We start from the raw sequence: 21,032 nt of genomic DNA on the forward strand, positions 1-21,032 counted from the left end.
TTGAGCCCGGCAGACCGGCCCGCGGGCTCAGCGGGCGTCGCGGTCCCCCAGCCACTTGGACCACTTCTTCACGTCGTGCTCGGCGTCCACGGTGCGGACCGTGCCGGACGACGAGCGCATCACGATGGACTGCGTGTGCACGCGGCCGTCGGCGAAGCGCACACCGCGCAGCAGGTCGCCGTCGGTGATGCCGGTGGCCGCGAAGTAGCAGTGGTCGGAGGTGACCAGCTCGTTCGTGGTCAGCACCGCGTCGAGGTCGAGGCCGGCGTCGAGGGCCTTCTGCTTCTCGGCGTCGTCGGTGGGGGCCAGGCGACCCTGGATGATGCCGCCGGTGGCCTTGATCGCGCACGCGGTGACGATGCCCTCGGGGGTGCCGCCGATGCCCATCATCATGTCCACGCCGGTGTCCGGGCGGGCGGCGGCGATGGCGCCGGCGACGTCGCCGTCCAGGATGAACTTCACGCGGGCGCCGGCCTGGCGGATCTCCTTGACCAGGCCCTCGTGGCGGGGGCGGTCCAGCACGCACACGGTCACCTGCGAGACGGGCTTGTCCAGGGCCTTGGCCACGAGGTTCACGTTCTGCTTCACCGGCAGGCGCATGTCCACGAAGTCGGCGGCCTCGGGGCCCACCACGAGCTTGTCCATGTAGAACACGGCCGACGGGTCGAACATGGTGCCGCGCTCGGCCACCGCGAAGACGGAGAGCGCGTTGTTGTAGCCCATGGCGGTCAGGCGGGTGCCGTCGATCGGGTCCACGGCCACGTCCACGGCGGCGCCGGAGCCGTCGCCGACCTGCTCGCCGTTGAACAGCATGGGGGCCTCGTCCTTCTCGCCCTCGCCGATCACCACGGTGCCGTCCATGGCCACGGTGTCCATGAACGCGCGCATCGCGTCCACCGCGGCGCCGTCCGCCTTGTTCTTGTCCCCGTAACCCACCCAGGGGCTCGCGGCGATGGCCGCCGCCTCGGTCACTCGCACCAACTCCATGGCCAGGTTGCGGTCCGGGACGTGATTCTCGTAGCCGGTCTTCTCCGAGGACGCGCTGGTCATCGCTGCTCCGATCCTTGCTCGCGGCGCTCCGTCCGCACGGGACGGGGCGTGAGGGCGGCTCTGCCCCGGTCCTCATCCTACGGGGGCGGCCTCCCGTGGGTGGCACAATGCTGACCGTGAGCTCCGCCGACCCCCACTCCCCCGCCCCCCGTCCCGTCCTGACCGCCAAGCAGGCGCAGCGGGCCCGGCAGCCGTGGATGGCCATGGTGCTCTCCCTGGCGGCTCTGCTGGCGATCGTGGCCGTGGTCCTCCTGCTCAACCCGGAGCCGCCGCAGCGGCCCCGTGAGGACCGCGTCGACGTCGCCGCCGAGGCCGCCACGATCCCCCACGACGACGGCGACCTGCCGGCCCTGGCGCCCGAGGTACCGGAGTCCTGGTACGCCAACTACGCCCGCCTGCAGAAGCTGGACGGCGTCTCCACGTGGGACGTCGGCTGGGTGGTCACGGACACGGTGTTCGCGGGCCTGCAGCAGGCCGAGGACGTCGACCCCACCTGGGTGAGCCTGCGGGTGGACCAGGTCCCGACGTCGGAGACGATCGAGATCGACGGGATCGCGTGGGACCTCCACGCCGATCCGAAGAAACCGGAGCGACGGCTCGTGGCGGAGGTGGACGGCAGCACCGTGGTGCTGACCACCACCGGCGACCGCGCCGTCCTCGAAGACCTGGCGCACGGCGTCGCGAAGGAGACCCGATGACCCCCCACACCCGCTCCGAGACGACGCCGGCCCCCGACGTCGTCGTCCCCACCTCCGACCTGACCCCCGCCGAGGCGTGGGAGGTCCTCGTCGAGGGCAACCGCCGCTTCGTGGCGGGCGAGCCGAGCCACCCGAACCAGAACGCCGAGCGCCGCAGCGGGCTGACGGCCGGCCAGGCCCCGGTCGCCGTGATCTTCGGCTGCGCCGACTCGCGCCTGGCGGCCGAGATCATCTTCGACCTGGGCCTCGGCGACGTGTTCGTGGTGCGCACGGCCGGCCACGTGATCGACGACGCCGTGCTGGGCTCCATCGAGTACGGCGTGGACGTGCTGGAGATCCCGCTCGTCATCGTCCTGGGCCACAACTCGTGCGGCGCCGTCACGGCGACGGTCGAGTCCTACATCTCCGGCACCATGCCGCGCGGCTTCGTGCGCCCCCTCGTGGAGCGCATCATCCCGTCCGTGCTGGCCGGGCGTCGCCGCGGGCTGGAGGAGGTCGACGAGTTCGTGGCCGAGCACGTGGACCAGACCTGCGACCACCTCCTGGAGACCTCGCAGTCCGTCCGCGCGGCCGTCGAGTCCGGGCGCACCGCCGTCGTCGGGCTCACCTACTCGCTGTCCGAGGGCACCGCGCGACCGGGCCGCGTGCACGGCGACCTGGCGGTCTGACGACGCCGGGCGTCCGGTGCGGCACCGGGCGCCCACGCCGTCCTAGGATGTGACCATGACCGCAGAGAACACCGATCAGCAGTTCCGCATCGAGCACGACACCATGGGCGAGGTGAAGGTGCCGGTGAACGCGCTCTACCGTGCACAGACCCAGCGCGCCGTGGAGAACTTCCCGATCTCCGGCAAGGGCCTCGAGCCCGCCCACATCCACGCCCTCGCGCAGGTCAAGAAGGCCGCGGCCAAGGCGAACGCCGAGCTGGGCATCATCTCGCAGGAGCGCGCGGACGCCATCGTCGCCGCCGCGGACCAGGTCATCGCCGGCGACCACGACGACCAGTACCCGATCGACGTGTTCCAGACCGGCTCCGGCACCTCCTCCAACATGAACACCAACGAGGTGCTCGCCACCCTCGCCACCCGCGCACTGAAGGAGGCCGGCTCCGAGGACGAGGTGCACCCCAACGACCACGTCAACGCCTCCCAGTCCTCGAACGACGTGTTCCCGACCTCCGTGCACGTGGCCGTCACCGCCGCCCTCGTGAACGACCTCGTCCCGGCGCTGGACCACCTGGCCGTCTCCCTCGAGAAGAAGGCGGAGGCCTTCGCCGGCGTCGTGAAGTCCGGCCGCACCCACCTCATGGACGCCACTCCGGTGACCCTGGGCCAGGAGTTCGGCGGCTACGCCGCGCAGGTCCGCTACGGCATCGAGCGCATCCAGTCCGCGCTGCCGCGCGTGGCCGAGGTCCCGCTCGGCGGCACCGCCGTGGGCACCGGCATCAACACCCCGAAGGGCTTCTCCGCCCGCGTGATCGAGCTGCTCGCCGAGGAGACCGGTCTGCCGCTGACCGAGGCCCGCAACCACTTCGAGGCCCAGGCCAACCGTGACGGCCTCGTGGAGGCCTCCGGCCAGCTGCGGAACATCGCGTTCTCGCTCATGAAGATCAACAACGACCTGCGCTGGATGGGCTCCGGCCCGAACACCGGCCTCGGCGAGATCGCCATCCCGGACCTGCAGCCGGGCTCCTCGATCATGCCGGGCAAGGTCAACCCCGTGATCTGCGAGGCCGCGATCATGGTGTGCGCCCAGGTGATCGGCAACGACACCACCGTCGCCCTGTCCTCCACCAACGGCGCGTTCGAGCTCAACGTGGGCATCCCCGTGATGGCCGCCAACCTGCTCGAGTCCATCCGCCTGCTGGCCAACACGACGCGCGTCATGGCGGACAAGATGATCGACGGCATCGAGGCCAACGAGGAGCGCTGCGCCTTCCTCGCCGGCGCCTCGCCGTCCATCGTGACCCCGCTGAACAAGGTGATCGGCTACGAGGCCGCCGCCAAGATCGCCAAGCACGCCGTCGCGAACAAGATGACCGTGCGCGAGGCCGTCGTGGACCTCGGCTACGTCGAGCGCGGCGAGATCACCGAGGAGCAGCTGGACAAGGCCCTGGACACCATGTCCATGACCCACCCGGAGTGATCCGGCGGATTCGGTGAGCGGCGCGACGCCGCCTCCCGGGCCACGACGCCGAGCGGCCGTCCTCCCGTGCGGAGGGCGGCCGCTCGACGTTCACGCCAGCACCAGCACTCCGGCGGCCGCCGCCACCATCGCCGGCCCGAACGGCAGCGCCGTTCGCCCCGTCGCCCGGCCCGCGAGGACCAGCAGCCCCGCCACGACTCCGCCGAGCAGGATCGCGCCCACCCCGGCGGCGAGCACCGCCGTCGGACCGAGCACCCCCGTGTACACGCCCAGGCCGCCGGCGAGCTTCACGTCCCCCATCCCGAGGCCGCCGCGGCTGAGCACGTGCAGCGCGAGCATCGCCACGGTGTAGCCGAGACCGCCCAGCAGGCTGCAGAGGGCCAGGTCACCCCGGCCCGCCAGCAGCGCTCCCCCGGTCATCATCGCCAACCCGCCCAGCGCCAGCCGCAGCGTCCATCGGTTCGACAGCCGATGCTCCCGCAGGTCCGTGCGCACGAGCACGCCCGAGCACACCGCGAACCACGCCAGCCCCAGGGTCCACAGCACCGCCGTCGCCGGCGCGCCGTGCGTCCACGCCCATCCCACTCCGCTCATGCGCCCAGCCTAGGCCGGGCGGCGCACCCGCCCGGCCGCCGTCCACAGGCGATCAGGCCACCTCGCGTTCACGGTCCGGCCACCCGGTGTTCTGCCGACAGCGCAACCGGGGCCGCCCATTGCGACGACCCCGGGCACGGGTCTACTCTGAAGTCACGAGCTTCCAGCCGTCTCATGGACGTACGGGGCTCACACAGACCCCATGGCCTCAATCCCGTTTCAAAGGGGCCATGGTGGCGGGCTTCCTCGGTCCCCCATCCCCCCCTCCGCGGGGCCGAGCACCCCCGCCGGGGGCCGCTGCTTCGGCAGCGGCCCCTTTTTCATGACCGACCCCGCCGCCCGGCTCAGGCCCGGCCCTCCTCCAGCAGGTCCGTGACCAGCGCGGCGATCGGGGAGCGCTCGGAACGGGTCAGCGTCACGTGTCCGAACAGCGGGTGGCCCTTGAGGCGCTCCACCACGGCCGCGATGCCGTCGTGCCGGCCCACGCGCAGGTTGTCCCGCTGGGCGACGTCGTGGGTCAGCACGACCTTCGAGTTGCGGCCCATCCGGCTCAGCACCGTGAGCAGCACGTTCCGCTCGAGCGACTGCGCCTCGTCCACGATCACCCACGCATCGTGCAGCGAGCGGCCGCGGATGTGCGTCAGCGGCAGGATCTCCAGCATCCCGCGGTCCACCACCTCGTCCACCACGGACGGGGAGACCAGCGCACCCAGGGTGTCGAACACGGCCTGCGCCCACGGGCCCATCTTGTCGCCCTCGGAGCCGGGCAGGTAGCCGAGGTCCTGGCCGCCGACGGCGTACAGCGGGCGGAACACGACCACCCTGCGGTGCTCGCGGCGCTCCATCACGGCGTCGAGGCCCGCGCACAGCGCCAGCGCGGACTTGCCGGTGCCCGCGCGGCCGCCGAGGGAGACGATGCCCACGCTCGGATCCGTCAGCAGCTCGATGGCCAGCCGCTGCTCGGCGGAACGGCCGTGCAGGCCGAACACGTCGCGGTCCCCGCGCACCAGGCAGGCTCGGCCGCCCTCGCCGACCCGGGCCAGGGCGGAGCCCCGGGGCGCGGTGAGCACCAGCCCCGTGTTGACCGGCAGGCGGACCGCCTCGGCCGGGGCCTCCTCCGGCCCGGTCTCGACGCCCGTGCCGGTCAGGGTCCCCAGCGGGACGCCGGCCAGGTCGACCTCGCCGTCGTCGTAGAGGGCGTCCAGCCGCTCCTGCGCCACGCTGAGGGAGACGGTGCCGCGCCAGCCCGAGTCACGCACGAGCTCGTGGCGGTACTCGTCCGCGGCGAGGCCCATGGCCGCCGCCTTCACGCGCATCGGCAGGTCCTTGGACACGACCGTGACCGTGGCGCCCTCGTCCGCGAGCGCCTTCGCGACGGCGAGGATGCGGGAGTCGTTGTCCGTGCCGCGGATGCCCAGGGGCAGCACGTCCACGGATACGTGGTTCAGTTCGATCCGCAGCGTGCCGCCCTCGGGGGTGATCGGCACGGGCTGGTCCAGCGCGCCGTGGCGGCCGCGCAGGTCGTCGAGCAGGCGCAGGGCCGTGCGCGCGTAGTAGCCGAGGTCGGGGTCGGCGCGCTTGGCCTCGAGCTCCGAGACCACCACGAGCGGCAGGACCACCTCGTGCTCGGCGAAGTGCAGCAGGGCGCGCGGGTCCGAGAGCAGCACGGACGTGTCCACCACGTAGGTCCGCAGGCCGGTCGCCTCCGCCGGCCCCGCCTCGGCGCGCGCCTGGCCCGGCCGGCTCGGCGGCTCCTGCCGGGTCTGCGCGTGCTCCACGAGCTCTGCCACCATGTCTGCCTCCTGTGCCGGTGAACCATGTGGGCGGGGGTCCGCCCACGGGCCACGCTAGGAAGCGGCGTCGTCCGCCGGGGCCCGGCACGGTGAACCCGGGATGAAGTCGCGGTGACGGTCCGTCCGGGCCCCGCCACGGTCCCCGAGGGCCAGTGCTCTCTACACTGGAGACGCGCCGCCGACGTCCCGACGGCCGCCCGCTCCCCGTCCCCAGGAGGGCCCTTGAGCATGCACCGCCCGTCCCCCGGCCTGCCCGATCTGCCGGGCGGCCCGGCCCCCGCCCCGACCCTGGCCGAGCGCGCCGGCGGCCGCCTGCTGGGCGCCGTCGCGCCCACCGCCGTGCTGATCGCGGCCATGTGGGTCGCGCAGTTCGTGCTGATCTTCCTCGGCCGGGTGATCATCCCCGGCGTGGGGCTGATCCCGCGACGCCTCGAGGGCCTGGACGGGGTCCTGTTCTCCCCCGTGCTGCACGCCGGCTGGGCCCACTTGATCGGCAACACGACGGCGCTGCTCGTCCTCGGTCCGCTGGCCGCCCTGGTCTCGCGTCGGCCGGTGGCCCTGCTCGTCTGCGCCTGGCTGGGCTCGGGCCTGCTGACCTGGGTGATCGGCACCCCCGGAGTGCACATCGGCGCCTCCGGGATCGTGTACGCGCTGATCGCGTTCCTGATCGTCTACGGGATCGCGGTGCGGCGGATCGGGGCGGTCGTCGTCTCCGTGCTCGTCGCGCTCACGCACCTGGGCTCGAGCCTGATCGGCCTGCTGCCGGCCCCCGGCATCTCGTGGACCGGCCACCTGGCCGGGGCCGTCGTCGGGGTGCTGCTGGGCCTGTGGTGGGGCCGCGCCGACCGTCAGGTGCCGAACCGGCGCTGACGGCTGCCGTAGTCGCGCAGGGCGCGCAGGAAGTCGACCTTGCGGAACGCGGGCCACATGGCCTCGCAGAAGTAGAACTCCGAGTAGGCGGACTGCCAGAGCAGGAACCCGGAGAGCCGCTGCTCCCCGGACGTGCGGATGACCAGGTCCGGGTCCGGCTGGCCGCGCGTGTAGAGCCGGTCCGCGATCTGCTCGACGGTGACGGACTCGGCCACCTCCGCCGCGCTGTGGCCCAGGGCGTGCTCGTCCCGCAGCAGCTCGCGCACGGCGTCGAGGATCTCCTGGCGGCCCCCGTAGCCCACGGCCACGTTCACGTGCACGCCGTCGTGGCCCTTGGTCTGCTCGGCCACCTCGGCGAGCCGTCGCGCCATGGGCTCGGGGAGCAGGTCCACCGCGCCGACCGGCTGCACGCACACGGGGGCGCGGCCCTCGGCCGGCTGGGCGAGGCGCTCCGCCGTCGTCTGGATGATCTCCAGGAGCGGGGCGAGCTCCTCCGCCGGACGCCGCAGGTTCTCGGTGGAGAGCATGTAGAGCGTGACCACGGGGATGCCGGCCTCGTCGCACCAGCCGATGAAGTCGAGGATGCGCTCAGCGCCGGCCTGGTGGCCCTGCTGCGTGGACGCCCCGAACGCGCGGGCCCAGCGACGGTTGCCGTCCACCAGCACGCCGATGTGCCGTGGCAGGCGCTCCGGGTCCAGGCCGCGCGTCAGCCGCCGCTCGTACAGGCGGTAGAAGGCCTCGGGTCGACCCACGGCGCGCTCCCCTCTCGGACGGTCCTGCGAGCCTCCAGGATACGCGCGCGGCACACAGCGACCATCCCGTGCCCCGGCCCCGGGCCGACCGACGACAATGGAGGCATGGACCCTGTGACACCCCTCCGCGAGACCGACGCCGCCCGTCGCCTGCGCTGGCGCATCGAGCGCATCCGCGACCCCGACCATCCGCTGTACAAGCCCCGACTGCGCGGTTGGATCCACGCGGTCATGGCGCCGCTGACGCTGGCGGCCGGCATCGTGCTCATCGTGCTCGCGCCGACCGCGACGCTGCGGTGGGCCAGCGCGGTCTACGCCGTGACGGGCCTGCTGCTGTTCGGGGTCTCGGCGACGTACCACCTGGTGCAGTGGAACGAGGTGGTCTCCCGTGTCCTCAAGCGGTTGGACCACACGAACATCATGCTGGTCATCGCCGGCACCTACACGCCGCTCTCCCTGGCCCTGCTGGCTCCAGACCGGGCGCGTGTGCTGCTCACCCTGGTGTGGGTGGGGGCCGTGGCCGGCGTCGCGTTCCGGGTGCTGTGGACGGATGCCCCGCGCTGGCTCTACACGCCGGTGTACGTGGCCCTCGGGCTGGCGGCGCTGCTCTACCTGGGCGACTTCTTCGCCGCGGATGCGGCGGCGGGGTGGCTGATCGTGGCCGGCGGCGTCGCGTACATCACGGGCGCGGTCTTCTACGCGCTGCAGGCCCCCACGATCCACCGCGAGTGGTTCGGCTTCCACGAGCTGTTCCACGCCTTCACGGTGGCCGGCTTCGTATGCCACGCCGTCGCCATCTACCGGGCGGTGCTCGTCGTCGCCTGAGCGTGTCGGGGACGGGGGCCTGCGCCCCGCCGGGCAGCGCCGAGGCCCGCAGACGCGCCGCTACGTCCATGCCGTAGCGGCGCGTCTGCGGGCCTCAAGGGTTCGGGCGTGGAGTCTCCGGCGCCGAGTCTCGGGCGTGCACGGGCCCGACGACGGTCAGTCGCGTCCGGTGTCCGGGGCCTGGGGCTCCGGGGCCGGCTCCTGGAGGTAGCCGGGGTACTTCTCCTGCAGGCGGCGCAGCCGGTCCTCCGAGTCCGCGTCCAGGTGCTCACCGCCCGCGCGGACCTCGTCCGGCAGGTGCTGCTGATGGCGCTCCACGAGCATGGCCTCGGCCTCCGGGGAACGCTGCTGGACGCGGCGCACCGAGCGGACCATGACGCGGAGGACGATGATCGCCATGACCACCATGAGCGCGGTGAACAGGAACCCCTCGATGCCGGGGGTGACCTCCGCCTCCTCGAGCCCGGGGCGCAGCGTCGGCTCCGGGACGGCGGGCACCGGCGCGGGGCTCGCGGCCGCGAGCGCGGTGAGGACGAGGGGAAGGCCAGACAGGGGTGTCACGCCGCCCCACTCTACCGGCCCCGGCCGCACGGCCCGAGCCGGGGCGACTCAGCGCAGGCCGGCGAAGAGGTCGTGCTCCGGCAGCTCGGAGGGCACGCGCGAGTCGATCAGCGCGAAGTCCTCCCACGGCCAGGCGCGCCGCTGCAGGTCGTGGGGGGCGTCGAAGAACATGCCGTCGGGGTCGATCTGCGTGCGGTGCGCCCGCAGGGCGGCGTCGCGCTCGTCGAGGAAGCCGGTGACGTCCACCTGGGTGGTGACGTCGTGGTCCGCGGTGACCCACGGCGGGATGACCTCCGGGTCGGGCACGTCCTCCCCGGCTTCGCGGCGGCGCAGCACCTCGCGCATCGCGTCCATCGCGTCGAACATCATCAGGCGTCGGGCGAACGGCACGTCCTCGCCGTCGGCCTCGGCCACCGCGGCCATCGTGCGGAACTTCCGCGGGTTGAAGCCGCAGTCGTAGTAGACCTTCGAGACCTCCCACGCGGGCCCGGCCTCGGGGTACTCGTCCGCGAGGCCCGCGGCCCGGTAGGCCTCCATCGTCACGGCGTGGGCCTGCAGGTGGTCCGGGTGCGGGTAGCCGCCGACCTCGTCGTAGGAGATGAGCACGTGCGGGCGGAACCGGCGCACGAGCGAGATCAGCGGGGCCGCCGCATCCCGGAGCGGGATCTCGGCGAAGCAGTTCGCCGGGAGGGCCGGCAGCGGATCCCCCTCGGGCAGGCCCGAGTCGAGGAAGCCGAGCCAGGCGTGCCGGATGCCGAGGATGCGCGCGGCCTCCGCCATCTCCTCGCGGCGCACGGCCGCGATGTCCCGGTCGGCCCGGGTGGTGTCCCCGAACGACGGGTTGAGCAGGGTGCCGGCCTCGCCGCCGGTGCACGTGACGACCATGACCTCGGCCCCGGCCGCCGCGTAGGCGGCCATGGTGCCGGCCCCCTTCGAGGACTCGTCGTCCGGGTGGGCGTGCACCGCCATGAGGCGCAGCCCGGTGGAGGGCGGCAGGGCGGTGCCTGCGGCGGGCTGGGCCTGGGGGGTCTGATCGGTCACGGGGATCGCACACTCCTGTCCGGATGGCGGGGCCGCCGCGGGGGCGACGGCGTGAGGGGGCTGGGCCGACGTCGTCATCGGCCTCCGGCGGCGGGCAGCGGCTAGGGTGGAGGGGATGTCTCACCACGCCCCCGCGGTCCGCGCGCAGGACCCCACATTAGCCAACCGGTACGGCACGAACCACACGCGTCCGGGCCGTCGTCGGCTGTGGGCGGGCCTCGGCGGGCTCGGGCTGGTCGTGGCCGTGCTGCTGTCCGTGTGGATCGGCCTGAACATGTCCGTGGGCGCCATCGAGTACAAGGACGTCGGCTTCACCATCGAGGACGACGGCCACGCGACCGTCACCTTCCAGGCCTCCGTCCCGGAGGGCGTGCAGGCCGAGTGCGATGTGCTCGTCACCGACTCCCACGCCGCCCCCGTCGGCTTCCGCACCGTCCGCCTGGAGACCCTGCCGGCCGACCGGCGGGACTCCCCCTCGGACGCGCAGCAGCGCTACACCGTGGACGTGCGCACCGTGGTGCGGGGCGACTCCGGCATCGTCGAGACCTGCCGCAAGGTCTGAGCCCTCCCGGCCGCTCCGCCCTCGGCGTAGCGGCCGCCTTTGGTGTGACGCACGCCGCCCGGATAGACTCGTCGGAGCATTCCCGCCCCGCCGGTGAGTCAGGCAGGCGTCGCACGGAGCCCTCGGGTCACGCGCGTCCTCCTGGTCGGCGGGGTCTTTCGCATGCGGGCGCGTCCGCCGGACGCGGATCGCGCACCGGATACGGTGCGCCGCGCCCCGGACTCCGCATCACCCGAGACAGAAAGGCGGAACAGAGCATGACCACCAGCCAGTCCGACGCCCCGTGGCTGACCCAGGAGGCGTACGACCGCCTCTCCAAGGAGCTCGAGCACATCTCCGGCCCCGGTCGCCAGGAGATCATCGAGCGCATCGAGGCCGCGCGCGATGAGGGCGACCTCAAGGAGAACGGCGGCTACCACGCCGCCCGCGAGGAGCAGTCCAAGAACGAGGGCCGCATCGCCGAGCTGAAGCACCTGCTCGAGACCGCCCGCGTCGGCGAGGCCGCCGAGAACGACGGCGCCGTGCACCCGGGCACCGTGGTGACCGCCGTCGTCGCCGGCGACGAGATGACGTTCCTCTTCGGCAACCGCGAGATCGCCGCGGACGACGAGTCGCTCGAGGTCTACTCCGAGCGCTCCCCGCTCGGCGAGGCCATCAACGGCGCCAAGAAGGGCGACAAGGTCTCCTACACCGCCCCGAACGGCAAGGACATCAAGGTCGAGGTCAAGGACGTCCAGCCCTACTCCGGCTGACCGACCCCGACTCCGACGACGGCCGCGGTCCCCTCCAGGGGCCGCGGCCGTCGTCCGTCCCGGGTCCCACCGCGCCCCCGTTGCTACTCTGGCCCCATGCTGACCGTCGAGAAGGCACACCTGCTGCTCACCCGCGAGGACGGGTGCTCCGAGAGCCCCTCCCACCACCGCGTTGCCCTCGCGGCCGCCGCGCTGGCCGACCACCGGTCCGCCGGGATCGTGACCCTCGAGGACGTCCCCGTGGACCGGGCCCGCGTGCTCGTGACCGCGGCCGGCACCACCGGCGACCCCGTCCTGGACTCCTCCCTCGGACAGGTCGACGCCCTGGCCGGCCGACCGCTCGTGGCCACCGTGGCGGCCGGCAAGCCGGACCTGCGCAAGGCCGTCGTCGCCCATCTGACCGAGACCGGCCGCCTCACCGAGCGCAAGGCCTTCCTGGCCACCCGGCACGTCCCCCGCGGCACCGAGCGCGCCGAGCTGCTCGCGCACCTGACCGCCGTCGTCCTGGACGAGGCAGAGCCCTCCGACGAGGACGTGCTCCTGCTCGGCGTGCTGCAGCACCTCAACCTGGCCCGGCGCCTGCTGCCGGGCGCCCACGAGCGCTATGACCGTCGCGAGATGGTCCGTCGCATCGAGACGCTGACGCGCGAGGACCTCCTGGTCCAGGCCGTGCGCCGCGCGGTGGGCGGGACCTGCGGCACCATCACCGCGGCCGCCGCCGGCTCCGTGGCCTGAGCCGGCCCGGTCAGGGCAGCGGGGCCGGGCTGTAGCCGGCCCCGCGCAGCGCCTCCAGGACCTGGGCGGAGTGCTCGGCGCCGCGGGTCTCCATGTCGATCGTGATGTGCACGCCGCCCATGGACAGCTCGGGGCCGACGCGGGTGTGGTCCACGCGCACCACGTTGGCGTCCGTGTCCGCGATGATCCGTGAGATCGTGGCCAGCTCGCCGGGGCGGTCCCGCAGCGGGATGCGCACGGTCATGTAGCGCCCGGCGGCCGACAGCCCGGCCTGGATGGACTTCAGCATGAGCATCGGGTCGATGTTCCCTCCGGAGAGGACCACGGCGGTGGTGCCGAGCTCGAAGCCCAGGTCCGCCGTGCGGCCCGCCAGCAGGGCGGCCACCCCGACGGCGCCCGCCGGCTCCACGACGAGCTTGGAGCGCTCGAGGAGGTGGACGAGGGCGGCGGCGATCTCGTCGTCCGTGACGGTCACGACGGCGTCCACCAGCTCGGCGGCGATCCGCAGCGGCAGGGCCCCGGGCCTGCCGACGGCGATGCCGTCCGCGATGGTGGACACGCTCTCCAGCACCTGGACGCGGCCCTCCTCGAGGGAGCCGGGGAAGGCCGCGGCGGTGGCCGCCTGCACGCCGATGACGCGCACCGTGCGCCCCCGACGCCGGGCGGCCTCCTTGAGGGCCACGGCCGTGCCGGCGATGAGCCCCCCGCCGCCGATGCCCATGATCACGGTGTCCACGTCCGGCAGCACGTCGAGGATCTCGAGGCCGACGGTGCCCTGGCCCACGATCACGGCCGGGTCGTCGAACGGCGGGATGAACACGGCACCGGTCTCCGTGGCCCACCGCTGCGCCTCGGCGAGGGACTCGTCCACGGTGGAGCCGTGCAGGACGACCTCGGCGCCGTGGTCCCGGGTGGCCTGCAGCTTGGGCAGGGCGACGCCGTGCGGCATGAAGATGCGGGCGCGGATGCCGAGCTTGGCGGCCGCGAGGGCGACGCCCTGGGCGTGGTTGCCGGCCGAGGCGGCCACGACGCCGCGGCCGCGCTCCTCCTCGCTCAGCTGCGCCATCCGCACGTAGGCGCCGCGGACCTTGAACGAGCCGGCCCGCTGCAGGTTCTCGCACTTCAGGTGCACGTCCGTGCCCACGGCCCGGGAGAGCGCCCGGGAGTGCTGCAGCGGGGAGAGCTCGGCGATCCCGCGCAGCGTCTCGCGCGCCCGCTCGATCTCCTCGAGGGTGACGGGCAGCGCCGCCGGGGCCGGCGGGCCGCCGGCGGGCCGCACCCACCGGGGCGACGGCGTCGGGACGGTCCGGTCCGGGGTGTCCGTGGCCTGCGCCGCGCCCATCAGGCGTCGTCCCCGTGCCGGGTGCCCGCGTCGGCCTCGGAGGCGAGGGCGGCGTCCTCGTGCGTCGAGGGGCGGTACCGGTGGGAGCCGGCCGCCTCGTCCTCCGCGCCGCCCGGTTCGAGGGCGTGGTCCGTCCGCTCCGTGAGCTCCTCCGGCACGTCCGCGGTGAGGGCGCGGACGAAGCTGTTCACGAAGGCCAGCACCGGCACGGCGAACACGGCGCCCGCCAGCCCGAAGACGGTGGACCCGGCGGCGACGGCCAGGAACACGGCCAGCGGGTGCAGCGCGACGGCCTTGCCCATCACGAGCGGCTGCAGGACGTTCGACTCGATCTGCTGCACGAGCAGCACCACGCCCAGCATGAGCAGCCCATTGACCAGGCCGTTGGACATCAACGCCAGGAGCACCGCCATCGCGCCGGTCAGGGTGGCGCCGATCATCGGGATGAACGAGGCCAGGAAGACGAGCACGGCCAGCGGGATGGCCAGCGGCACGCCCAGGATCAGGGCACCGATGCCGATGCCGACGGCGTCGATGAACGCCACGAAGATCTGGACCCGCACGTAGGAGCCGAGCGACTGCCAGCCCGAGCGGCCCGCGCGGCCCACGGTGGCACGGTGCGCCTTCGGCACGAAGATCAGGAGGAAGCGCCAGATGCGGTCGCCGTCGTAGAGGAAGAAGATCAGGGAGAACAGGGCGATGAACAGGCCCGCACCGATGTTGACGGCCGTGGAGCCGAACGTGACGGCGCTGTTGATGACCGTGGCGGAGTTGTCCCGCAGCGTCTGCCACAGGCCCTCCAGCCCGGCACCGGAACGGGGGATCTCCACGCCCACGCCGGCCAGCCAGGCGATCGCGTCGTCGACGGCCTGGCCCAGCTGGTCGCCCAGTTGGGCGAAGCCCTGGACGATCTGCTGACCGGCGAGCCCCATGAGGCCCGCCACGACGACGACCAGCAACAGCACGCACAGCAGGGCGGCCGCGACGCCCGGCACCTTGATGCGCCGCATCGCCTGGAACACCGGGGCCAGCAGGGTGGCCAGCAGCGCGGCCACGAGGATCGGGATCACCACGAGGCTCACGAAGCCCAGCAGGTACACCACGACGCCGATGCCGATGACGACGGCCACCAGCCGCCAGGACCAGGCCGCGGCCACCGTCAGCCCGTAGGGCACGTCCTTGTCGATCTTGGTCTGGGCCGCCAGGGTCGAGCTCACGCGCGATCCTCCTCGTGTGGGTGGTCGGGGACATGGGGGGTCAGACCCCACTGGACGCTCCAGCGGGCGTGCGGGGCGAGCCGGTGCAGGCCCTCCCCCGAGTTCAGGGCGTCCGCGGGAGCGCTGAGCGGCTCCACCGCTAGTGCCGTGTCACGGCCGGGCAGCCGGTCCGTGACGAAGACGTGGGTGTAGGCGAACGCGTGGTCGGTCCACAGGGTCACGGCGCGGCCGTCCGCGGCGAGCAGGGTCTGGCGGTGCCGGCCGTCGGCGTCCGGGGTCAGGCCGGTGAGGCACACGTCCAGGGCGGCCTCGCCCACGGCCCGGCCGCGGCGGAAGTCCAGGTCGGTGCCGTCCACCGGCAGGGTCTCCACGGGGATGAGGTCCTCCCCCGTGCGGATCCAGGCGTCCGCGGGCACGCGCAGGCTCAGCTCCGCCGTCGGGACGTCCCCGATCCGCAGGAACGGGTGGGAGCCGACCGCCACGGGCACGGTGGCGTCCGTGTGGTTCTGCACCTCGGCGGTGACGGTGAGGCCGCCGTCCGCCTCGAGCTCGTACGTGACGCGGTGGGTGAGCCGGAACGGCCAGCCGTGCTGGGGGTGGATCTCACCGCGCAGGGTCACCGCGTGGGCGGAGAACGTCTCGGTGACGAAGTGGGTGTTGCGCAGCAGGCCGTGGCTGGCGTGGCCGCGCGCGGGTTCGGTGACGTCCAGGCGCTGCTCGACGCCGTCCAGGATCCAGCGGGCGCCGGCGACGCGGTTCGGCCAGGGGCTCATCTGGATGCCGTTGGCGGCGGGCGGGACCACGTCCTGGCCGTACGGCTCGGTGAGGTCCACGCCGGACACGCGGTACCTGCGCAGGGCACCGGCCAGGCCGACGACGACGGCCTCCGCGGACCCGCGGTGCAGGCGGTGCTGGGTGCCGGTGGCGTCCGGAGCCCCGAAGGCGGGCAGGTCGCTGGTCTCGGTCACGGGACCTCCTGAGTGGCGGCGAGGGACCCCCTCAATCTACGCCCTCGCGGACGCAGACCGCCCCGGCCCTGTGCAGGACCGGGGCGGCGGTGCGGGTCTCCGTGCGGGGACGGGGCGCCGGTCAGTCGTTGCCGCGCAGGATGGCGACGATGCGCAGGATCTCGATGTACAGCCAGATCAGGGTCACGGTCAGGCCGAAGGCCACGGACCAGGAGTACTTCTGCGGGGCGCCGTTCTTCACGCCCACGGCGGCCATCTCGAAGTCCATGGTCAGCGAGTACGCGGCGAGCAGCACGGCGATCGCGCCGATGATCAGGCCCAGGCCGCCCTCACGCATGTTGCCGATGCCGGTCCAGGTGAGGACCAGGTTGACGAGCATGAAGACGAGGTAGCCGATCATGGCGCCCATGACGATCTTCGTCATGCGCGGGGTCGGGCGGAACTTGCCCGAGGTGTAGAGCGCCAGCATCACCGCGAACACGGAGAAGGTGCCGAGCACGGCCTGCACCACGATGCCCGGGTAGGCGCCCTCGAAGAACGCCGAGATGCCGCCCAGGAACAGGCCCTGCGCCACGGCGTAGGCCATGATCAGCACGGGCGAGGGCTCGCGCTTGAACGCGTTGACCAGGCCCAGCACGAGGCCGGCGATCGCGCCGATGATCATCAGGCCCGGCGAGAACCAGCCCACGGCGCCCGCCACCACGACGAGCACGAGCATCAGGCCGGTCTTGCCGACGACGTCGTTGAAGGTCATCCGGCCGGTCTGCTCCGGGCCGGCGGAGGGCGCGCGGAAGGCGTCCTCCATGGACTGCTGGTGCGCGTACTGCTGGGCCGCCTGGCCGGCGCCGAACGCCTGGGCCTGGCCGTACGGGCTCTGCTGCTGGCCGTACGGGGACTGCGCGGACTGCTGCCCGCCCTGGTACCAACCGGGCTGCGCCTGTCCGCCGCCCTGCATCTGCTGCTGGAAGTTCTGAGAGTTCATGACCGGATTCGCCACGGCTCACTCCTTCGGGTCGAGTCGGCCCGGTCGCACGCCGCCGCAGTGAGCCGCGTTCGTGCCCCGGGGTTCAGCACGATCCTATCGGGAGGTCTGTGTCCGCGCGCGGGGTCGGAGCGTGGATCCGCGCCGGTTCACCGGCTGTTCACGGTGGGCGCAGAAGCGAGGCGCGCGGGGAGACGCGTGGTGCCCCCGGCGGGACTCGAACCCGCAACACGCCGATTTTAAGTCGGCCGCCTCTGCCAGTTGGGCCACGGGGGCGTGGCGGGCCCGTGGACGCGGGCCCGGGTGCGGACGACGCCGGCCCCGCCCGATGCGCTCGGACGGGGCCGGCGGCCCGCTGGCTGCGGGATCAGCCCTTCGAGGACTCGAGGGCCCGCTGCCGCTCGAAGCGGCCGGGCTCGAGCTCGACGCCCGCGGCGCGGCGGAACGGGTTGAACGGGGTGTCCAGGCCCGCCACCGAGGTGGAGTCACGGCCGAACAGGGTCTCGGCGACCCAGCCGGACAGGATGCGGAACTTCCGCTCCAGGGTGGGCATCGCGTAGCCGTGGTAGCCGCGGTGGGCCAGGAACGCCGGGATGCCGGCGATCTTGGTGCCCAGCGGGTTGCCCACGCCGCGGCCGAAGCCCAGCCCCGCCACGGTGCCCAGGGACTTGTGCACGTACTCCTGCACCTCGCCCTCGCCGTGGCGCACGGCCATGTAGTTGGCGGCCAGACGCTTGGCCTGACGGATGGCGTGCTGGGCGTTCGGGACGCAGAAGCCGCCCGGGCCGGCCCCGGTCAGGTCCGGCACGGCGGAGACGTCGCCGCAGGCCCACGCACCCTCGAGCGCGCCGGCCTCGCCGTCCTTGATCTGCAGGGTGGGGGTGGCCTCCACGCGGCCGCGGTCGTCCACCGGGAAGTCGGTGCTCTTGACCACGGAGTTGGCCACCACGCCGGCGCACCACACGAGGGTGTCCGCCGCGAAGGTCTCCGCCTCCTCCTTGGAGGGCATGGCCACGAGCTTCATGACGCCGTCCGTGGCGTCGCCCAGCGAGGTGTTGAGCAGGACCTCGATGCCGCGGTCCTTCAGGTGCTCCACCACGCCCTGGGCCTGCTCCTCGGAGACCTCGGGCATGATGCGGCCCATGGCCTCGACGAGGACGATCCGGATCTCCGACTGGGAGAGGCGCTCGTTGCGCTCCACGGCGTTGCGGATGAGGTTCTCCATCTCCGCGATGGCCTCGATCCCGGCGAAGCCGCCGCCCACCACCACGAAGGTCAGGGCACGCTTGCGCTCCTCGGCGTCCGTCATCAGGGAACCGGCGTCCAGGCGCTCCAGGATCTGGTTGCGCAGCTGGACGGCCTCCTCGACCGAGCGCAGACCGATGCCCTGCTCGCCCAGACCCGGGATGGGGAACACGCGGGTCACGGCGCCCGCGGTCATCACGATGTCCTGGTACGGGATCTCGAACTCGTCGCCGCCCTCGCCGCGCACCACGGCGGTGCGGCCGGCGTGGTCCACGGACACGACGGCGCCGCGGACGACCTCGGCGTCCTTGAGGTGCGTCTGCAGGTCCACGTTCACGTGGCGGCCCTCGATGTGGCCGCCCACGACCTCGGGCAGGAACGGGTAGTACGTCATGTACGGGCGGGGGTCGACGACGGTCACGACGCCGCCGCGCTCGGCGACCTTCTTCTGCAGCTCGCGGGCGACATGGAACCCGGCGTAGCCGCCGCCGACGATCAGCAGGCGCGGCTTGGGAGACAGTTCAGGAGTGAGAGACATACCGCCAGTCTACGCACGCACGGGCCCGGCCCCTCCACTCTCCGCCGTCGTGGTCAGGACCGCAGCGAGAGCACGATCCCGTCCAGGATGTCGTGCTCGCTCGCCCAGGCCTCGGTGACGCCCGCGACCTCGGCCACCCGCTCCAGGACGGTGCTCCACAGCAGCGCGCCCGCGCCGATCACGTCCACCCGTCCCGGGTGCATGAACCCCCGCTCGGCGCGTTCGGCCCGGGTCGCCGCCACGAGGCCCTCCGCCGCCGCGCGGAACTCGGCGATCGGCAGGCGCGCACCGTGGATGGCCTCGGGCTCGTACGTGCTGAGCCCGAGGGCCTCGGCGGTCACGGTGGTCACCGAGCCGGCCACGCCGACCACGCGCGCCACGCGTTCCAGCGGCAGGCGGGCGGCGGCGTCGTCGAGGAGGCGGCGGGCGTCCGCGCGGGCCGCGGCGACCTCGTCCGACGTCGGGGGGTCGGAGCGCAGATGACGCTCGGTGAACCGCACGCAGCCCATGTCCAGGCTGACCGCGCCCACGACCTCGCCCGCAGGCGTGCCGACGACCAGCTCGGTGGAACCGCCGCCGAGGTCCACGACGAGCACGAGGTCCTCCGGGCCCAGGTCCGCGGTCTCGACGGCGGAGACGGCGCCCGCGAAGGACAGGGCGGCCTCCTCGGCGCCCGAGACGACCTCCGGCTCGACGCCGAGCCGCTCCCGGACGCCGTCGACGAACGCGGCCCGGTTGGAGACGTCCCGGCTGGCGGAGGTGGCCACGAACCGGACCCGGCCGGCGTGGTGGCGCTGGACCAGGCGGGCGTACTCGTCCACCGCCGCGAAGGTGCGCTCCAGCGCGGCGTCGGAGAACGCGCCGGTGGCGTCCACGCCCTCGCCCAGGCGCACCACGCGCATCTCGCGCACGACGTCGGCCAGCGGCGCCGTCGGGTCGGCCACGGCGCCGGTGGTCTCATCCGTCCCGGCCGGCCGGGAGATCAGCAGGCGGATGGAGTTCGTGCCGCAGTCCACGCCGGCCACCGTGACCTCCTTGAGCGCGGCGACGCGTTCGAGGTGCCTCACGTGCCGGGACAGGTCCTTCGTGGGCACCGCCGCGGCCTCGTCCCACGCGCCCTCGCACGCGCAGACCTCGGGCGTCCACCACGGGGCCACCAGGGCGATCGCCTCGTCACCGAGCGGGTTCACCCCCGGCCCGGCCGCGAGCGCGTGGCCCACGAGGGCGTGCAGGCACTTCACGCGCTCGGGCATGCCGCCGGCCGAGACCCCGGCGATCTCCGGGACGGGCCCCGTGCCGGCCTCGGCCCCGACCCGGTCCCGCTCGGCGATGTAGGCCTCGTGCGCCGCGCGGTGCGCGGCCGCGAGCGCGGGATCCTGGGCGAGGCGGTCGTTCATGCGTGCCATCTCCCCGTCCGCCTCCACGCGCGAGACCGCCGCCGTCAGCACGGGGTGCGTCAGGTAGAAGGTCGTGGGGAACGGGATGCCGTTGGAGAGCCGCGGCGCGGTGGTGGCCACGAGGGGGTTGCCGCACACGCAGCGGGCACCGATCTCCACGACGTCCCGGACCGGGCGGCCGAGCTGGCGGGACAGGGTGTCCAGGTCCTGCTCGGTGACGGTGCGGTCCTGGGCGGGGCGGGGGCTGACGGTCATGGTGTCCTCGGGGTGCGGGGGTGGTGCGGGCGGGGGCGGGACGCGGGGCTCACTCGAGCCCGGCGCGGACGGCCGAGTCCCACAGGCCCTCGGCCCACGGCAGGCGGGTGTTGACGACCTCGTCCGCGTCGGCGGCGGGCGTGTCCACGGCCTCGGTGTCGGTCCCGGTCTCGGGGGGCTGCCCCGTCACGGAGTACAGGGTCTCCCCCGGCATGACCAGCTCGAGACGCTCGCGCGCCTGTTGGGTCACGTAGGCGGGGTCGTCCCACAGCTGGATCCGCCGCTCGTAGTCCTCGCGCTGGGCCTGCATGGCGGCGATCTCCTCGCGCGCGGCCGAGATCTCCAGCTGCTGGTTCAGGAACGCGCGCAGCGTGGGCGCCACCAGGACGGCGGCCACCAGCAGCACGGCGACGACGATGAGCGAGCGGCCCGTGATCTGCCGGGCCGGCACCGGCTCCGGCAGCGGGGCCCGACGGCGGGCGGCCGCGGCGGCGGCGGAGGCGGCGCCGCGGGGGGCGGGCCGGGGCCGACGCGCGGCCGGGCGGGCCGGCGCCGTGCGGCGCGGGGGTGCCGACGGGGGTGGGGGGGGGGCGGTGTCCCCGGCGGGGGCCTGGTCGGCCCGGGACGCGTCCGGGGGCCCGTGCCGGGCGCACGGCTGGCCGGCCTGGCGGCGCGCCTGGCCGCCCTGCGGGCCGCTGCTGCCGCTCACC

At 73.6% G+C, this 21,032-nt stretch carries 21 protein-coding genes and 1 tRNA gene; 8 read left to right on the forward strand and 14 right to left on the reverse strand.

Annotated elements, in window-relative coordinates:
• Positions 1-27: 27 nt before the first annotated feature.
• Positions 28-1,050: a class II fructose-bisphosphatase gene (gene glpX / locus D8M29_RS02200; protein WP_002854500.1), complete on the reverse strand. Its 1,023-nt coding sequence runs from the start codon at positions 1,048-1,050 to the stop codon at positions 28-30.
• A 107-nt stretch (positions 1,051-1,157) separates the two neighbouring features.
• Here glpX and D8M29_RS02205 point away from each other — a divergent pair, with 107 nt between their 5' ends.
• From D8M29_RS02205 to D8M29_RS02215, 3 genes are read left to right on the forward strand one after another with little or no spacing between them, the layout of a single operon-like run.
• Entirely contained in the window at positions 1,158-1,748 is a 591-nt protein-coding gene (locus D8M29_RS02205) for a DUF4245 domain-containing protein (RefSeq protein WP_127435417.1), read from the forward strand.
• Positions 1,745-2,416, forward strand: coding sequence for a carbonic anhydrase (locus D8M29_RS02210; protein ID WP_127435418.1), 672 nt, complete (start codon positions 1,745-1,747; stop codon positions 2,414-2,416). The genes D8M29_RS02205 and D8M29_RS02210 overlap by 4 nt, the downstream gene beginning before the upstream one ends.
• Positions 2,417-2,471: 55 nt before the next feature.
• On the forward strand, positions 2,472-3,893 hold the full coding sequence (locus tag D8M29_RS02215) for a class II fumarate hydratase (protein ID WP_044659622.1): 1,422 nt from the start codon (positions 2,472-2,474) through the stop codon (positions 3,891-3,893).
• Positions 3,894-3,983: 90 nt separating this feature from the next.
• Here the strand turns inward: D8M29_RS02215 and D8M29_RS02220 are convergent, their stop codons facing one another.
• A complete protein-coding gene (locus D8M29_RS02220) occupies positions 3,984-4,487 on the reverse strand; it encodes an A24 family peptidase (protein WP_036316321.1) in 504 nt (167 codons plus the stop codon).
• Between the two features lie 344 nt (positions 4,488-4,831).
• Positions 4,832-6,280: a PhoH family protein gene (locus tag D8M29_RS02225; protein ID WP_049147419.1), complete on the reverse strand. Its 1,449-nt coding sequence runs from the start codon at positions 6,278-6,280 to the stop codon at positions 4,832-4,834.
• Positions 6,281-6,508: 228 nt separating this feature from the next.
• On the opposite strand from D8M29_RS02225, the gene D8M29_RS02230 reads away from it, so the two are divergent.
• Positions 6,509-7,150 carry a rhomboid family intramembrane serine protease gene (locus D8M29_RS02230; RefSeq protein WP_230277924.1) on the forward strand — a complete coding sequence of 214 codons (642 nt, stop codon included), beginning with the start codon at positions 6,509-6,511 and terminating at the stop codon, positions 7,148-7,150.
• Here D8M29_RS02230 and D8M29_RS02235 read toward each other — a convergent pair.
• Positions 7,129-7,902: an isoprenyl transferase gene (locus tag D8M29_RS02235; RefSeq protein WP_041105013.1), complete on the reverse strand. Its 774-nt coding sequence runs from the start codon at positions 7,900-7,902 to the stop codon at positions 7,129-7,131. The genes D8M29_RS02230 and D8M29_RS02235 overlap by 22 nt on opposite strands.
• Positions 7,903-8,007: 105 nt before the next feature.
• Here D8M29_RS02235 and D8M29_RS02240 point away from each other — a divergent pair, with 105 nt between their 5' ends.
• The gene (locus D8M29_RS02240) at positions 8,008-8,727 is read left to right on the forward strand and encodes a hemolysin III family protein (protein WP_049147423.1); all 720 of its coding nucleotides are present in this window, start codon (positions 8,008-8,010) and stop codon (positions 8,725-8,727) included.
• 156 nt (positions 8,728-8,883) lie between these two features.
• Here D8M29_RS02240 and D8M29_RS02245 read toward each other — a convergent pair whose 3' ends face one another.
• Together D8M29_RS02245 and mca are read right to left on the reverse strand one after the other, a co-directional pair.
• A complete protein-coding gene (locus D8M29_RS02245; RefSeq protein ID WP_036384966.1) occupies positions 8,884-9,288 on the reverse strand; it encodes a hypothetical protein in 405 nt (134 codons plus the stop codon).
• A 48-nt stretch (positions 9,289-9,336) separates the two neighbouring features.
• Entirely contained in the window at positions 9,337-10,329 is a 993-nt protein-coding gene (gene mca / locus D8M29_RS02250; RefSeq protein ID WP_010079320.1) for a mycothiol conjugate amidase Mca, read from the reverse strand.
• Between the two features lie 115 nt (positions 10,330-10,444).
• On the opposite strand from mca, the gene D8M29_RS02255 reads away from it, so the two are divergent.
• From D8M29_RS02255 to D8M29_RS02265, 3 genes are all read left to right on the forward strand, one after another.
• The gene (locus tag D8M29_RS02255; RefSeq protein WP_036316331.1) at positions 10,445-10,891 is read left to right on the forward strand and encodes a DUF4307 domain-containing protein; all 447 of its coding nucleotides are present in this window, start codon (positions 10,445-10,447) and stop codon (positions 10,889-10,891) included.
• A 257-nt stretch (positions 10,892-11,148) separates the two neighbouring features.
• Complete coding sequence (gene greA / locus D8M29_RS02260) at positions 11,149-11,643, forward strand: transcription elongation factor GreA (protein ID WP_002856531.1); 495 nt, start codon at positions 11,149-11,151, stop codon at positions 11,641-11,643.
• Between the two features lie 96 nt (positions 11,644-11,739).
• Positions 11,740-12,378, forward strand: coding sequence for a GPP34 family phosphoprotein (locus D8M29_RS02265; RefSeq protein WP_036316333.1), 639 nt, complete (start codon positions 11,740-11,742; stop codon positions 12,376-12,378).
• A gap of 10 nt (positions 12,379-12,388) precedes the next feature.
• Here D8M29_RS02265 and ilvA read toward each other — a convergent pair whose 3' ends face one another.
• The 8 genes from ilvA to D8M29_RS02305 form a co-directional block, all read right to left on the reverse strand.
• A complete protein-coding gene (ilvA, locus tag D8M29_RS02270) occupies positions 12,389-13,720 on the reverse strand; it encodes a threonine ammonia-lyase (protein WP_036316335.1) in 1,332 nt (443 codons plus the stop codon).
• Positions 13,720-14,937, reverse strand: a complete 1,218-nt coding sequence (locus D8M29_RS02275; RefSeq protein WP_036316336.1) for an AI-2E family transporter — start codon at positions 14,935-14,937, stop codon at positions 13,720-13,722. Before D8M29_RS02275 ends, ilvA begins: the two co-directional genes overlap by 1 nt.
• Positions 14,934-15,905, reverse strand: coding sequence for an aldose 1-epimerase family protein (locus tag D8M29_RS02280; protein ID WP_036316338.1), 972 nt, complete (start codon positions 15,903-15,905; stop codon positions 14,934-14,936). Before D8M29_RS02280 ends, D8M29_RS02275 begins: the two co-directional genes overlap by 4 nt.
• A gap of 121 nt (positions 15,906-16,026) precedes the next feature.
• On the reverse strand, positions 16,027-16,902 hold the full coding sequence (locus D8M29_RS02285; RefSeq protein ID WP_036384970.1) for a Bax inhibitor-1/YccA family protein: 876 nt from the start codon (positions 16,900-16,902) through the stop codon (positions 16,027-16,029).
• A gap of 184 nt (positions 16,903-17,086) precedes the next feature.
• A tRNA-Leu gene (locus D8M29_RS02290) sits at positions 17,087-17,163 on the reverse strand.
• Positions 17,164-17,254: 91 nt separating this feature from the next.
• Positions 17,255-18,670 carry an NAD(P)/FAD-dependent oxidoreductase gene (locus D8M29_RS02295; protein WP_036316342.1) on the reverse strand — a complete coding sequence of 472 codons (1,416 nt, stop codon included), beginning with the start codon at positions 18,668-18,670 and terminating at the stop codon, positions 17,255-17,257.
• Positions 18,671-18,723: 53 nt separating this feature from the next.
• Positions 18,724-20,322 (reverse strand): DUF501 domain-containing protein, encoded by a 1,599-nt coding sequence (locus D8M29_RS14405; protein ID WP_036316344.1) that lies wholly within the window; start codon positions 20,320-20,322, stop codon positions 18,724-18,726.
• A 49-nt stretch (positions 20,323-20,371) separates the two neighbouring features.
• The coding region (locus D8M29_RS02305) for a septum formation initiator family protein (protein ID WP_238693315.1) at positions 20,372-21,032 on the reverse strand (661 nt) is incomplete at its 5' end.

This window comes from Micrococcus sp. HSID17227 (assembly GCF_003989405.1).
Classification (GTDB): Bacteria; Actinomycetota; Actinomycetes; order Actinomycetales; family Micrococcaceae; genus Micrococcus; species Micrococcus luteus.

Excerpts from the sequence above, each read along its gene's own strand:
- D8M29_RS14405 (WP_036316344.1), bottom strand. The coding sequence starts at position 20,322 with ATGACCGTCAGCCCCCGCCCCGCCCAGGACCGCACCGTCACCGAGCAG.
- D8M29_RS02225 (WP_049147419.1), bottom strand. The coding sequence starts at position 6,280 with ATGGTGGCAGAGCTCGTGGAGCACGCGCAGACCCGGCAGGAGCCGCCG.
- greA (WP_002856531.1), top strand. The coding sequence starts at position 11,149 with ATGACCACCAGCCAGTCCGACGCCCCGTGGCTGACCCAGGAGGCGTAC.
- D8M29_RS02210 (WP_127435418.1), top strand. The coding sequence starts at position 1,745 with ATGACCCCCCACACCCGCTCCGAGACGACGCCGGCCCCCGACGTCGTC.
- D8M29_RS02265 (WP_036316333.1), top strand. The coding sequence starts at position 11,740 with ATGCTGACCGTCGAGAAGGCACACCTGCTGCTCACCCGCGAGGACGGG.
- D8M29_RS02220 (WP_036316321.1), bottom strand. The coding sequence starts at position 4,487 with ATGAGCGGAGTGGGATGGGCGTGGACGCACGGCGCGCCGGCGACGGCG.
- glpX (WP_002854500.1), bottom strand. The coding sequence starts at position 1,050 with ATGACCAGCGCGTCCTCGGAGAAGACCGGCTACGAGAATCACGTCCCG.
- D8M29_RS02295 (WP_036316342.1), bottom strand. The coding sequence starts at position 18,670 with ATGTCTCTCACTCCTGAACTGTCTCCCAAGCCGCGCCTGCTGATCGTC.
- ilvA (WP_036316335.1), bottom strand. The coding sequence starts at position 13,720 with ATGGGCGCGGCGCAGGCCACGGACACCCCGGACCGGACCGTCCCGACG.
- D8M29_RS02240 (WP_049147423.1), top strand. The coding sequence starts at position 8,008 with ATGGACCCTGTGACACCCCTCCGCGAGACCGACGCCGCCCGTCGCCTG.
- D8M29_RS02215 (WP_044659622.1), top strand. The coding sequence starts at position 2,472 with ATGACCGCAGAGAACACCGATCAGCAGTTCCGCATCGAGCACGACACC.
- D8M29_RS02205 (WP_127435417.1), top strand. The coding sequence starts at position 1,158 with ATGCTGACCGTGAGCTCCGCCGACCCCCACTCCCCCGCCCCCCGTCCC.
- D8M29_RS02255 (WP_036316331.1), top strand. The coding sequence starts at position 10,445 with ATGTCTCACCACGCCCCCGCGGTCCGCGCGCAGGACCCCACATTAGCC.
- D8M29_RS02230 (WP_230277924.1), top strand. The coding sequence starts at position 6,509 with ATGCACCGCCCGTCCCCCGGCCTGCCCGATCTGCCGGGCGGCCCGGCC.